Here is an 11,686-nt window from a genome sequence, read left to right on the forward strand (position 1 = left end):
GGACTTAGACGGCGAGCTTGCGGGCCGTGGTGTGCGTGCCCGCAAGCGAATCGAGGATCGCCTCATAGGGCGCGAGCGTACCCACGGGGCCGACGGCGGTCAGCGTCGGCTTGGTCGAAAACAGCCGTGACGACAGGTCGGTCAGCCGCTCGACGGTCAGCGCCGACAGTCGTTCCATCAACTCCTCCTTGGCGATCGGCCGGCCGAACAAAAGCAGCTGCCTGGCGATCTGCGAGGCGCGGCTGGCCGGGCTTTCCGCAGACATGATCAGTCCGGCGCGGTATTGCGCACGCGCCCGGTCGAGTTCTTCCTGCAGGATGTTCTCGCCGGCCTTCTGCAGTTCGTCGATGATGACGGGCACCAGTTCGGCAATGTCGCTCTGTCCGGTCGCGGCATGCACGCCGAAAATGCCGGTGTCGGAAAAGCCCCAATGGAAGGCATAGACGGAGTAACACAGGCCGCGCTTTTCGCGGACCTCCTGGAACAGGCGGGACGACATGCCGCCGCCGAGGATCATCGACAGCACCTGCGAGGCGTAGAAGTCGCGCACATGATAGGCGCGGCCTTCGAAGCCGAGCACGATCTGCGCGTCCATCAGGTCGCGATCCTCACGGAAATCGCCGCCGACATACTGCGCATATTGCGGCATGGTGCTATCGGCCTTGCTGCGGAAGCCGCCGAGCTGCTTTTCCACCTCGCGCACGAAATTGTCGTGCTTGATGTCGCCGGCCGCAACGACCACCATCCGCTCGGCGCCATATTGGCGCTCGATGAAATCGTGCAGCTGTTTGGAGGTGAAGGATTTGACGGTTTCCGGCGTGCCGAGGATCGAGCGGCCGATCGTCTGATGGCGGAACGCCGTCTCGGTGAAACGGTCGAAGACGATGTCGTCGGGCGTGTCGTGCGCCGCGCCGATCTCCTGCAGGATCACATGCTGCTCGCGCTCCAGCTCCTGCGGGTCGAACTCGGACTCCTGCAGGATGTCGGCAAGAATATCGACCGCCAGCGGCACGTCGTCGGACAGCACCCTGGCATAGTAGGATGTCGTCTCGACGCTGGTGGCGGCGTTGATTTCACCACCGACATCCTCGATTTCCGAGGCGATTTCGAAGGCGCTACGCCTTTTCGTGCCCTTGAAGGCCATATGCTCGAGCAAATGGGCCATTCCGTGTTCTTCGTCACGCTCATTGCGAGCGCCCGACTTGACCCAGGCACCAAGGGCAACGGATTCGAGGCTTGGAAGGGTTTCGGTGGCGACTGTCAGGCCGTTCGACAGACGGCTTACCTCAACACCCATATGGCAAGTACTCCCTAACGCGCTGCCCTTGAGTGGCGGCTCACGTAATCTTCCACCATTTTCAGGTCGGATGGAAGTACCGTGTATTTTTCGTCGGCTGACATCAAGGACCCCAGCCATGCAGGCAGGGTCGGCGACACGCCGCAGGCGGCTTCGACAGCCGCCGGGAATTTGGCCGGATGGGCCGTGCCCAGCACCACCATCGGCACGGCGCCGTCAGCCTTGCCGGCGGCGACATGCACGGCCGCGGCGGTGTGCGGGTCGAGCAGATAGTTGCTGGTCTCCAGCGTCGAGCGGATGGTGGCGGCGACCTCATCCATATCAGCGCGGCCGGCGTCGAATTCGGCCCGCATCCTGGCCATTTCAGCCGTTTCGATGGTGAAGGCGCCGGACTGCTTGAGCCCGGCCATATAGCGCCGCACCGTTTCGGCATTGCGGTCGGAGGCCTCGAACAACAGCCGCTCGAAATTCGACGACACCTGGATGTCCATCGACGGCGAGGTCGTCGCAAACACACCTTTGGTGCGGTATTCGCCGGTTGCGAAGGTGCGCGCCAGTATGTCGTTGTCGTTGGTTGCGACGATCAGCCGCTCGATCGGCAGGCCCATCTTCTTGGCGGCGTAACCGGCGAAAATGTCGCCGAAGTTGCCTGTCGGCACGGTGAAGGAAACAGGCCTGTCTGGCGCGCCGAGCGAAAGCGCCGAGGAAAAATAATAGACGATCTGGGCCATGATGCGGGCCCAGTTGATCGAATTAACGCCCGACAGCGAGACACCATCACGGAAGGCATGATCGTTGAACATGTCCTTCAGCAGGCCCTGGCAATCATCGAAGTTGCCTTCGATGGCCAGTGCCTGGACGTTGGCGGCGGTCGATGTCGTCATCTGCCGCTGCTGCACCGGCGAGACGCGGCCATGCGGGAACAAAACGAAGATATCGGTGCGGTCGCGGCCGGCGAAGGCGTCGATGGCTGCACCGCCGGTGTCGCCCGAGGTAGCGCCGACGATCGTGGCGCGCTGGCCGCGCTCAGCCAGCACATGGTCCATCAGCCGGGCAAGCAGCTGCATGGCGACGTCCTTGAAAGCCAGTGTCGGGCCGTGGAAGAGCTCGAGGATGAAAGTGTTCGGACCGGTCTGCACCAGAGGGCAGACCGCCTGGTGGCGAAAGGTGGCATAGGCTTCGCGCACCAGGCGTTCGAACACGGGTGCGGCGATCTCGCCGCCGAGGAACGGCGTCAGCACGCGGATGGCGAGGTCGGCATAGGGCAGGCCGCGCATGGCGCGAATCTCGGCTGCCGAAAATTGCGGCCACTCTCGCGGCACATAGAGCCCACCGTCGCGTGCCAGTCCGGCCAGCACCGCGTCGGAAAATCCCAGCGCGGGCGCTTCCCCGCGAGTACTCACATATTGCATGTCACAGACCCGTTGCCGCTTGGCGTTTCCGTTCACCACAGACTGGTTAATTTCTGCGCTGGCTCAGTCGCATTTTTGCCGCGCCATTGCTATACGTCACCAGCTTTGCGAGAGGGAAGTGCAGTTTCATGGCGTTCTATTCGTTCAACCGTCGCTTTGTCGCGGGTCTGGCGCTCACCGGCTTTATGCTTGCCGCCGCCGGCTGCCAATCGAGCGACAATGGCATCCTCAACCTCGGATTGGGCAAGAAGACCGACCCGAATGCGCCAATACCGCCGCAGGATCCCAAGGTGCTCGCTAGCCAGTTGCAGGCCTATTGTCCGAAAGTGACGTTGCGTGACGGCACCGCCTATTTCAACACCTACGCCAAGGGCGCGTCGCAACCGAAAAAGAAAAAGGTCGACGCCGCGCAGGATGCCGAGGCCGCTGCCGCCGCGCAGACGGCGCCGGATGGCACCATCGTCGACCCGAACAAGGATCCGACCAAGATCGTCTACCAGGCCTCGATCAGCGATGTGAGCCGCGATTGCAGCCGTGCCAACGGTCAGCTGACGATGAAGGTTGGCGTTGCCGGCAAGGTCGTGCCGGGACCGATGTTCACTCCCGGCACCATCACCATGCCTATCCGCATCGCCGTCATGCATGGCACCGACGTGCTTTATTCGCAGATCCACCCGTATCAGATCCAGGTCAGCGATCCCTCGACCGCCACCCAGTTCGTCTTCACCGATTCCAACGTCGTCGTGCCCGAGCCCTCTGCCAAGGACTACCAGGTATATGCCGGCTATGACGACACCGCGCCGGCGGCGGCGGACAAGAAGTCCGACAAGAAGAAGCGAGCTCCCGCCACGAACTAAGCCGCACTTGGGCGTCGTCGCTGTTGCGGCGGTGGCTGTCAACTCTTTGAAAGATCAAACGATCTGACCATGACCCTGCAGGAATGCGTCTGCAGGCGGCTGGCGTGTGCGCCTTGGATCCTGGTCCATTGCGCCGGCGCACTTGACTCATTCATATCTCAGCGGTTATACGTCAATCAATAGCTCGCAGGTTATTGATCCCGATGCCAGACGCCCACGACACTCTGTTCAGAACGCTTGCCGACCCGACCCGGCGGGCCATCTTCGAGCGCCTGTGCCGCCAGGGTGAGCAGACAGTGGGAGCGCTGACGGCGCAGTCCGGAGTCTCGCAGCCGGCGGTATCGAAGCATCTGGGCGTCCTGAAGCAGGCCGGACTGGTGCTCGACCGCCACGCCGGAAGGCAGACCCACTACAGCGCGCAGCCCGGCGCGCTCGCTCCGTTGACCGACTGGACAGTTCAGATGACCGGGTTTTGGGAGAGCCGCTTCGACCATCTCGAGGATCTGCTGAAAAGGATGGACCAGTGAGCAAGCCGGAACTGCGCACCGTCGTTGTCGAACGCGAAATATCCTGGCCGGCGGAAAAGATCTGGCGCGCGTTGACGCAGCCGCATCTGATGGAGGAGTGGCTCATGAAGAACGATTTCAAGCCTGTCATCGGCCACAGTTTCAATCTTCGCGGCGACTGGGGCGGCGTGCTCGATTGCGAGGTGCTGGCCATCGAACCAAACAGGACGCTGTCCTACAGCTGGGATTTTGCGCATGAGGATGCGGCCTACAATCTGAAGAGCGTGGTGACGTTCACACTCACGCCCACGAGCACCGGGACCCATCTGCGCGTCGAGCAGTCCGGCTTCCATCCCGATCAGAAACAGGCCTATGGCGGCGCCAGGGCCGGGTGGCAGCAGTTCCTCACCAAGCTGGAGCAGCTTCTGGCGAAGCCAGATTGAGGCCTGCCGCTACAAGTCGGCGCCATGCCCTGAGCGCGGGGCCACCGAACGCACAAAGGAGAAAATCATGAAGATCAAGCTGACCAGCGTCTACGTGGACAACCAGGACAACGCCCTGCGTTTTTACACCGACGTGCTGGGCTTTGCCGTGAAGGCCGATTTCAGCAATGGGCCTTTTCGCTGGCTGACCGTAACCTCACCCGATGAGCCCGAGGGAACCGAATTGCAACTCGCGCTCAACGACAATCCGGCCGCAAAAACCTACCAGCAGGCCATCTTCAAGCAGGGTCAGCCCGCGCTCATGCTGTTCACCGACGACATCAAGGGCGACTATGAGCGCATCAAGGGGCGCGGCGGTGCGTTCGCCATGGCGCCGACCGAAGTGACCGGCTCGACCATCGCCCAGCTCAACGACAGCTGCGGCAATCTCATCCAGATCACCCAGCTGGCGCGCTGGTAAGCGCTGGTTTTCAAGAGGAGGTCGCTATGAACCTGAGCAAATGGATACGCCAGACCCACCGTTGGCTGTCGATCATCTTCACGCTGACCGTGGCAGCCAATTTCATCACCATGGCCTTCGGGCCGCCACCGGCATGGGTGGTCTATTCGCCGCTGCTGCCGCTCTTCCTGCTGCTGTTCAGCGGGCTCTATATGTTCGTGCTGCCCTATCTCGCGAAATCGGTCGGTGAGCAACGCGCGCAAGGGTAGCGACGATGGCCAAGGCGCCCGCAAAATCGAAGGCCGCAAAGCCGGCCCCAGCCAAACCAGCGCCGGCCAAGCCGGTCCTGCTTTCAGGCGGCAACCCGCAGATCGCCAAGGCCTATGGGGATGCCCCCGTGCAAGCCTATATCGCGGCCATGCCGGGCTGGAAAAGCGATGTCGGGCGCCGCCTTGACGCGCTCATCGTCGGCGCCGTTCCCAGCGTCTACAAGGCGGTGAAGTGGAACTCACCGTTCTATGGCATCGAGGGCGAGGGCTGGTTCCTCAGCCTGCATTGCTTCAGCAGATACGTCAAAGTCGCCTTCTTCCGCGGCATGTCGCTGGATCCCATTCCTCCCGGCGGCTCCAGGCAGAAGGAAGTGCGCTATCTCGACATTCATGAAGGCGAAGAGATCGACGAGGCCAGGTTTGCCAGCTGGGTGAAGCAGGCCAGTAAATTGCCCGGCGACAAGATGTGAACGGAGGAGACCATGAAGACCAGCGGTGCGAACAAGTCAGAGGCAGGACCCTCTCCCTCCGAGCGGATAGATGCCAGGATCCGCGAGCTGGATGACTGGCGCGGCAAAACACTCGCCAGCCTGCGCAAGACCATCCTCGACGCCGATCCTGAGATCATCGAGGAGTGGAAGTGGATGGGCAGCCCGGTATGGTCGCGCGACGGCATGATCGCCGTCGGCAACGCCCACAAGGACAAGGTGAAGCTGACCTTTTCGCACGGCGCCAGCTTGCCGGACCCTGACAAGCTGTTCAACAACGGCCTTAACGGCAAGGTGTGGCGGGCGATCGACGTTTCCGAGGGCGACGAGATCGATGCGGATGCGCTGAAAGCGCTCGTCCGCGCCGCCATTGCCTATAATAGGGCAAAGAAAAAGCCGGATCGAGCCAAGTCGGCCAAAGCCAAGGACTGAGTTCAGGCGTCCGACCACTCCGACAGCGCGGCAATCACGCTTTTCAATTCGGCCCAACGGCGGATGACCGTTTCGGCGCCGGCCTCGGTCAGCGCGTCGGCATGGCCGGGATAGCTGTGTGCGGCGCCGGTGAAGCCGATCACGCGCATGCCGGCAGCCCGGGCGCCGGCGACGCCATGCACGGAATCCTCGATGACGAAGGTGTTTGCCGGATCGGCATTGAGTTTCTCTGCCGCGACGAGGAACACATCAGGGGCTGGCTTGGTCTTCTTGCTTGGTATCTCCAGCGCTGAAAAAATCCGGCCGGCGAAGAACGGCAAAAGGCCAACCTTCTCTAGCATGAATTCGATCCGCTCCGAGCGTGAATTCGAGCAGACGCAGCGCGGCGCTGTTACCGCAGCCACAGCTTCGCGCGTGCCGTCGATGGCGCGCACATCGCTGCGCAATTTGCGGTCGACCAGCTCTTCGGCGCGGTCGATCATCGAGGCCTGGAACGGGATCGCGGACTTCGCCTCGACCCGCATCATGATGTCCTTGAAGGTCAGCCCGGCGTAGCTTTCGGCGATCTCCTCGGCCGATATTTCGAAGCCGGCGAGCGTCAGCAATTCGGCCTCGACGCGGGCGGCGATGATTTCGGAATCGACGAGCACGCCGTCGCAATCGAAGATGACAAGATCTGGCTGGGGCATGGCAATCCGGAACGAGGGAGGGTGATGGAGCCCCGGCAGGGCTCAAGCGGCGCGGCATACACCAACAGGCCGGGCTGCGCAAATTAACGACGTCAGGGCTGCCGGGTCGGGCTGCGTCCTTCACCGAATATTTACGCTGATCGGTAACCATAACGGGGAGTAAACAGTAACGCGTGCTTTGGGTGTAAAAATGTCTGCCGTGCGTCTTCTCGACGACCTTTCTCACGCTCCCCAGCAATCCGAGTGGCTGGACACCATCCTCAAGGGCGATTGCGTCGCCGCACTCGACCGGCTGCCGGAAAAATCCATCGACGTCATCTTCGCCGATCCGCCCTACAATCTGCAGCTCGACGGCGACCTGCACCGGCCTGACCAGTCCAAAGTCGACGCCGTCGATGATGACTGGGACCAGTTCGAGAGTTTCGAGGCCTATGACGCCTTCACCCGTGCCTGGCTGCTGGCGGCCCGCCGCGTGTTGAAGCCCAATGGCACTATCTGGGTCATCGGCTCCTATCACAACATTTTCCGGGTCGGCGCCAAGATGCAGGATCTCGGCTTCTGGATCCTCAACGATGTCGTCTGGCGCAAGACCAATCCGATGCCGAATTTCCGCGGCCGCCGCTTCCAGAATGCACATGAGACCATGATCTGGGCCTCGCGCGACCAGAAGGGCAAGGGCTACACCTTCAACTACGAAGCCATGAAGGCCTCCAACGACGACATCCAGATGCGTTCCGACTGGCTGTTTCCGATCTGCACCGGCGGCGAACGGCTGAAGAACGACAATGGCGACAAATTGCATCCGACGCAGAAGCCGGAAGCGTTGCTTGCCCGCATCATGATGGCCTCGACCAAGCCGGGCGACATCGTGCTCGACCCGTTCTTCGGCTCCGGCACCACCGGCGCCGTCGCCAAGCGCCTTGGGCGCCACTTCGTCGGCATCGAGCGCGAGCAGGCCTATATCGACGCCGCCAATGAGCGCATCGATGCCGTGCGGCCGCTGGAAACCGCCGATCTCACCGTGCTCACCGGCAAGCGTGCCGAGCCGCGTGTCGCTTTTGTCAGCCTTCTCGACACCGGACTGATGCAGCCCGGCGCCACGCTTTATGATTCCAAGAAGCGCTGGGCCGCCAAGGTGCGCGCCGACGGCACGGTGGCGATCGGCGACAGCGCCGGCTCGATCCACAAGATCGGCGCCGAAGTGCAGGGGCTGGACGCCTGCAATGGCTGGACCTTCTGGCATTATGAGCGCTCAGGCGGGCTGACCCCGATCGACGAATTGCGCCGCATCGCCAGGCTCGGCATGGAGCGGGCAGGGGCCTGAGCCCAAGCCTATTCAATCAAAGCGGCAATTGACAATTATATCGCGTCAGCGCTGCCCCTCACCTGCCTGCCGGCATCCTCTCCCCGTTTAGGGACGGGGAGAGGGGCGCTGTTATCAGCGACTTCGCCAACCGCAAGCGTGGGCGCCGAGGCCCCGGCTGCCCCTTTCTCCCCGTCACTATACGGGGAGAAATGTCCGGCAGGACAATGAGGGGCTGCGCCAACATTACACAATCGTTCGATGACCATTGCCTACCGCGGGCGGTTCAGTTCACACCGCGATGCCGTACCGCTCAAGATCGGCTCGAAGCGTTTTTGCATCCGTGAACAGCACCGCCTGCCAGCCGGCGGCCTTGGCGCCGTCGACATTTTTCTGGCTGTCGTCGATGAACAGCGTGGCTGACGGTTCGAGGCCGAACGCGGCGACATGGTGATCGTAGATGGCGCGGTCGGGTTTGATCTCACGGATGTCGGCCGATACGGTGACGCCGCGCGGGCGGCTGAGGAAGTCGAAGCGCTGGCGAGCCTCGGCAAGCGTGTCGGCGGCGAAATTGGTCAGCATGGTCACGTCGTGGCCGCTCTCGATCAGGCCCAGCATGATGGCGACGCTGTCCTCATAGGCATGCGGCACCATCTCGTGCCAGTGGCGGCGGAAATTGCGAATGTTTTCAGCGTGATCGGGGTGCTCTGCAATCAGCAGCGCTTCCGCCTCGTCCCACGTCCGGCCACGATCCTGCTCGATGTTCCAGTCATGCGTGCAGACATTTTCGAAGAACCACTTGCGCTCCTGCGCGTTGGGGATGAGGCGGCTGAACGGAATGCTCGGATCGTAATGGATCAGCACGCGGCCGATATCGAATACGATGTGACGGATTTCAGTCATGTGGGCCTTTCATGCAAACGCTATTCAACGCGGACGCTTCTTGGTCGCGCCCGGTATCGCCGCTTCGATTGCCTTTTTCATGACAGTCGGCAGCGCCTCCCCCGAAATGTCATGGGCCAGCGACCAGAAATGCCCATCCGGGGCATCACTTTTCACCTGCGCATGAAAGACTTCGAGCTCGAGCGCGAAGTGGGTGAAAACATGCGCGATCTCACCGGCGCGCCGCCAGTCGGCGGGGAAGGGCGCCGCTTCCGCAGTCGTCGCGCCATCCACCCGAGCGGTCCAGCCAGTGGTCGGCACTTCGGTCATGCCGCCGAGCAGGCCTTTATCCGGCCGTTTGCGCAACAGAATGGCGCCGTCGCCGCGCTCGGCCACAAAGGCGGCGCCGCGCCTGAGCGGCTTGTCGGCCTTCGGCAGGCGGACCGGAAAGCGCTCGGGGTCGCCGGACAGAATGGCGCTGCAATCCTGGCGCACCGGGCACAGCATGCAGCGCGGCCGCTTTGGCGTGCAGATCGTGGCTCCGAGGTCCATCATCGCCTGCGCGAAGTCGCCCGGCCTTGTCTGCGGAACCAGTCTTTCGACCAGCGCGCGAATTTCAGGCTTCGCCTCGCTGAGCGGCGTTTCGATCGAATAGAGCCGCGAGATGACGCGTTCGACATTGCCGTCGACGACCGCCGCCGGCCGGTCGAAGGCAATCGCGGCGATCGCCGCCGCCGTATAGGCGCCGATGCCCGGCAATTCCCTCAATCCCGTTTCATTGTCCGGAAAGCGCCCGCCTTGGCTCGCGACGAGATCGGCGCAGGCCTTGAGATTGCGAGCCCGCGAATAATAGCCGAGCCCGGCCCAGGCCTTCATCACATCCTCGGTCGGCGCCGCGGCCAGCGCCCCGACATCGGGCCATTTCTCGACGAAAGCGCGAAAATAGGATTTTACCGCTTCGACCGTGGTCTGCTGCAGCATCACTTCCGACAGCCAGATGCGATAGGGATTCGCCCGTGCGCCGCCGGCCGCCGCGCGCGGCGCGATCCGCCACGGCAGGTCGCGATGGTGCAAGTCGTACCAGACGAGCAGGCGGGTCGGGATGTCAGACGCGGCTCTGCCGCTGTCTCCAGACGCAGCTGTGCTGCTGTCATCGGACGCGGCTTTGCCGCTGTCCTGGGATGCGGCCTTGCGGGTCTGTTCGTGCAGTGCCATTGATCGCGGGCTGGCTCTAGGCTGGTGAGGAGCGTGGCTGGAGAACGTACATGGCAGGGAGAACGCCTTACGGCAATCCCGTTCCGGTGAGTGATCTCGCCACCCAGATTCTCGATCCGGTGCTGCGCAAGCGGGCCGGCATTTCGATCGGGCTGGTGCAGTCGTGGGAAGAGATCGCAGGCCCTAGGCTTGCCGGCCATTCGCGCCCTGAAAAAATTCAGTGGCCGCGCCGCATGCACGAAGACGATCCGTTCGAGCCGGCGACGCTGGTTATCGCCTGCGAAGGCACGGCGGCACTGCATCTGCAGCACGAGACCGGCGAAATCATCAACCGCGTCAATGCCTTCCTTGGCTTCAATGCAATCGGCCGCATCAGGATCGTGCAGAAGCCGGTGCTATCGGAGAAAGCCCGGCCGAAACCGGCTCCCAGGCCGCTGACCTCGGTCGAGAAGGCCAAATTGTCCGATACGGTCGGCAAGATCGAGGATGAAGGCTTGCGCGCCTCGCTCGAGCGGCTGGGCGCCACCATTCTCGGCAAGAGGAAGCGGCCAGGGTAATCAGCCGGTCATGAACCCGTCACCAATCTCGCGCATTCGTGATGATGCATATAGAGTTAGGCGATTGGAATGGGGACAGCGATGCCTTAATTCCCGCCAACTCTCGCCTTTTCTAGCCTTTGCATTGCAAAATCCAACCATAGTCAGGTGATTCGCATGAACCGTAGCTTGTCCCGCAGAAACCTCCTGTCTTCGCTGGCCGTTATTCCGGCAGTGGCACTGCTCGCCGCATGCAGCGACTCCAGCGAGGACGCCAAGGCAGCGGACGTCAAGCCTGCAACGCCTGCCGTGCCAGCCGCGACGCCTGCCACGCCGGTCGCCGCCAAGGCACCGGACTCGACGGGCGACGTCGACATGACCGAGCTGCTGAAGCCCGGCGCTCTGCCCGACAAGCAGCTCGGCAAGGATGACGCCAAGGTCACCATCGTCGAATATGCCTCGATGACCTGCCCGCATTGCGCGCATTTCGCCGCGACCACCTTCCCTGAGTTGAAGACCAAGTACATCGACACCGGCAAGGCCCGCTACATCCTGCGCGAATTCCCGTTCGATCCGAGCGCCGAGGCCGGTTTCATGCTGGCGCGCTGTTCAAAGGACAATTATTTCCCGATGGTGGACGTGCTGTTCAAGCAGCAGGCCAACTGGGTCGGCGTCAACAACACCAAGGATGCCCTGCTTCAGATCTCCAAGCTCGCCGGTTTTACACAGGAGTCCTTCGAGGCCTGCTTGACGGACCAGAAACTTCTGGACGATGTGAGATCGGTCCAGAAGCGCGGCGCCGATGAATTCAAGGTCGACTCGACGCCGACCTTCTTCATCAACGGAAAGACCTACAAAGGTGCGATGTCGATTGAGGAAATATCGGCCATCATCGACCCTCTGCTTTGACGTCCAGGC

Annotated in this window: 15 protein-coding genes; 10 read left to right on the forward strand and 5 right to left on the reverse strand. The window is 62.4% G+C overall.

All coding sequences use genetic code 11. The features are described from left to right. Positions 1 to 4: 4 nt before the first annotated feature. Both ACYHH6_RS15340 and thrC read right to left on the reverse strand, forming a co-directional pair. Positions 5 to 1,297 carry a M16 family metallopeptidase gene (locus tag ACYHH6_RS15340; RefSeq protein WP_142866738.1) on the reverse strand — a complete coding sequence of 431 codons (1,293 nt, stop codon included), beginning with the start codon at positions 1,295 to 1,297 and terminating at the stop codon, positions 5 to 7. Between the two features lie 14 nt (positions 1,298 to 1,311). Continuing rightward, the gene (gene thrC, locus ACYHH6_RS15345; RefSeq protein WP_352584643.1) at positions 1,312 to 2,709 is read right to left on the reverse strand and encodes a threonine synthase; all 1,398 of its coding nucleotides are present in this window, start codon (positions 2,707 to 2,709) and stop codon (positions 1,312 to 1,314) included. A gap of 128 nt (positions 2,710 to 2,837) precedes the next feature. Here thrC and ACYHH6_RS15350 point away from each other — a divergent pair, with 128 nt between their 5' ends. From ACYHH6_RS15350 to ACYHH6_RS15380, 7 genes are all read left to right on the forward strand, one after another. Then, positions 2,838 to 3,566, forward strand: coding sequence for a hypothetical protein (locus ACYHH6_RS15350; RefSeq protein ID WP_352584644.1), 729 nt, complete (start codon positions 2,838 to 2,840; stop codon positions 3,564 to 3,566). A 203-nt stretch (positions 3,567 to 3,769) separates the two neighbouring features. After that, positions 3,770 to 4,093: an ArsR/SmtB family transcription factor gene (locus tag ACYHH6_RS15355; RefSeq protein ID WP_112563924.1), complete on the forward strand. Its 324-nt coding sequence runs from the start codon at positions 3,770 to 3,772 to the stop codon at positions 4,091 to 4,093. Continuing rightward, positions 4,090 to 4,515 (forward strand): SRPBCC family protein, encoded by a 426-nt coding sequence (locus tag ACYHH6_RS15360; protein ID WP_352584646.1) that lies wholly within the window; start codon positions 4,090 to 4,092, stop codon positions 4,513 to 4,515. Before ACYHH6_RS15355 ends, ACYHH6_RS15360 begins: the two co-directional genes overlap by 4 nt. 67 nt (positions 4,516 to 4,582) lie before the next feature. Next, positions 4,583 to 4,975: a VOC family protein gene (locus ACYHH6_RS15365; RefSeq protein ID WP_112564249.1), complete on the forward strand. Its 393-nt coding sequence runs from the start codon at positions 4,583 to 4,585 to the stop codon at positions 4,973 to 4,975. Positions 4,976 to 5,001: 26 nt separating this feature from the next. Then, positions 5,002 to 5,223 carry a hypothetical protein gene (locus tag ACYHH6_RS15370; protein WP_352584648.1) on the forward strand — a complete coding sequence of 74 codons (222 nt, stop codon included), beginning with the start codon at positions 5,002 to 5,004 and terminating at the stop codon, positions 5,221 to 5,223. Positions 5,224 to 5,228: 5 nt separating this feature from the next. Further along, positions 5,229 to 5,693, forward strand: a complete 465-nt coding sequence (locus ACYHH6_RS15375) for a DUF1801 domain-containing protein (RefSeq protein WP_352584649.1) — start codon at positions 5,229 to 5,231, stop codon at positions 5,691 to 5,693. A gap of 12 nt (positions 5,694 to 5,705) precedes the next feature. Further along, positions 5,706 to 6,143 carry a DUF1801 domain-containing protein gene (locus tag ACYHH6_RS15380; RefSeq protein WP_352584650.1) on the forward strand — a complete coding sequence of 146 codons (438 nt, stop codon included), beginning with the start codon at positions 5,706 to 5,708 and terminating at the stop codon, positions 6,141 to 6,143. Between the two features lie 2 nt (positions 6,144 to 6,145). On the opposite strand, the gene ACYHH6_RS15385 is transcribed toward ACYHH6_RS15380, so the two are convergent. Continuing rightward, positions 6,146 to 6,832, reverse strand: a complete 687-nt coding sequence (locus ACYHH6_RS15385; RefSeq protein ID WP_352584652.1) for an HAD family hydrolase — start codon at positions 6,830 to 6,832, stop codon at positions 6,146 to 6,148. A 190-nt stretch (positions 6,833 to 7,022) separates the two neighbouring features. Between ACYHH6_RS15385 and ACYHH6_RS15390 the strand changes: the two genes are divergently transcribed. After that, on the forward strand, positions 7,023 to 8,156 hold the full coding sequence (locus ACYHH6_RS15390; protein ID WP_142866729.1) for a site-specific DNA-methyltransferase: 1,134 nt from the start codon (positions 7,023 to 7,025) through the stop codon (positions 8,154 to 8,156). Between the two features lie 270 nt (positions 8,157 to 8,426). Here the strand turns inward: ACYHH6_RS15390 and ACYHH6_RS15395 are convergent, their stop codons facing one another. Together ACYHH6_RS15395 and mutY are read right to left on the reverse strand one after the other, a co-directional pair. Further along, complete coding sequence (locus ACYHH6_RS15395) at positions 8,427 to 9,038, reverse strand: HAD family hydrolase (protein WP_352584653.1); 612 nt, start codon at positions 9,036 to 9,038, stop codon at positions 8,427 to 8,429. A 24-nt stretch (positions 9,039 to 9,062) separates the two neighbouring features. Beyond that, the gene (gene mutY, locus ACYHH6_RS15400; RefSeq protein WP_352584655.1) at positions 9,063 to 10,232 is read right to left on the reverse strand and encodes an A/G-specific adenine glycosylase; all 1,170 of its coding nucleotides are present in this window, start codon (positions 10,230 to 10,232) and stop codon (positions 9,063 to 9,065) included. A 50-nt stretch (positions 10,233 to 10,282) separates the two neighbouring features. Here mutY and ACYHH6_RS15405 point away from each other — a divergent pair, with 50 nt between their 5' ends. Beyond that, a complete protein-coding gene (locus ACYHH6_RS15405) occupies positions 10,283 to 10,789 on the forward strand; it encodes a DUF721 domain-containing protein (RefSeq protein WP_352584657.1) in 507 nt (168 codons plus the stop codon). 156 nt (positions 10,790 to 10,945) lie between these two features. Next, the gene (locus ACYHH6_RS15410; RefSeq protein ID WP_352584659.1) at positions 10,946 to 11,677 is read left to right on the forward strand and encodes a DsbA family protein; all 732 of its coding nucleotides are present in this window, start codon (positions 10,946 to 10,948) and stop codon (positions 11,675 to 11,677) included. The last annotated feature ends 9 nt before the right edge of the window (positions 11,678 to 11,686 follow it).

It is taken from the genome of Mesorhizobium sp. P171375 (assembly GCF_057786075.1).

Bases quoted from the DNA above. Each gene is read 5' to 3' on its own strand.
- ACYHH6_RS15340 (WP_142866738.1), bottom strand. From the start codon at position 1,297: ATGGGTGTTGAGGTAAGCCGTCTGTCGAACGGCCTGACAGTCGCCACC.
- thrC (WP_352584643.1), bottom strand. From the start codon at position 2,709: ATGCAATATGTGAGTACTCGCGGGGAAGCGCCCGCGCTGGGATTTTCC.
- ACYHH6_RS15350 (WP_352584644.1), top strand. From the start codon at position 2,838: ATGGCGTTCTATTCGTTCAACCGTCGCTTTGTCGCGGGTCTGGCGCTC.
- ACYHH6_RS15355 (WP_112563924.1), top strand. From the start codon at position 3,770: ATGCCAGACGCCCACGACACTCTGTTCAGAACGCTTGCCGACCCGACC.
- ACYHH6_RS15365 (WP_112564249.1), top strand. From the start codon at position 4,583: ATGAAGATCAAGCTGACCAGCGTCTACGTGGACAACCAGGACAACGCC.
- ACYHH6_RS15370 (WP_352584648.1), top strand. From the start codon at position 5,002: ATGAACCTGAGCAAATGGATACGCCAGACCCACCGTTGGCTGTCGATC.
- ACYHH6_RS15375 (WP_352584649.1), top strand. From the start codon at position 5,229: ATGGCCAAGGCGCCCGCAAAATCGAAGGCCGCAAAGCCGGCCCCAGCC.
- ACYHH6_RS15380 (WP_352584650.1), top strand. From the start codon at position 5,706: ATGAAGACCAGCGGTGCGAACAAGTCAGAGGCAGGACCCTCTCCCTCC.
- ACYHH6_RS15385 (WP_352584652.1), bottom strand. From the start codon at position 6,832: ATGCCCCAGCCAGATCTTGTCATCTTCGATTGCGACGGCGTGCTCGTC.
- ACYHH6_RS15390 (WP_142866729.1), top strand. From the start codon at position 7,023: ATGTCTGCCGTGCGTCTTCTCGACGACCTTTCTCACGCTCCCCAGCAA.
- ACYHH6_RS15395 (WP_352584653.1), bottom strand. From the start codon at position 9,038: ATGACTGAAATCCGTCACATCGTATTCGATATCGGCCGCGTGCTGATC.
- mutY (WP_352584655.1), bottom strand. From the start codon at position 10,232: ATGGCACTGCACGAACAGACCCGCAAGGCCGCATCCCAGGACAGCGGC.
- ACYHH6_RS15405 (WP_352584657.1), top strand. From the start codon at position 10,283: ATGGCAGGGAGAACGCCTTACGGCAATCCCGTTCCGGTGAGTGATCTC.
- ACYHH6_RS15410 (WP_352584659.1), top strand. From the start codon at position 10,946: ATGAACCGTAGCTTGTCCCGCAGAAACCTCCTGTCTTCGCTGGCCGTT.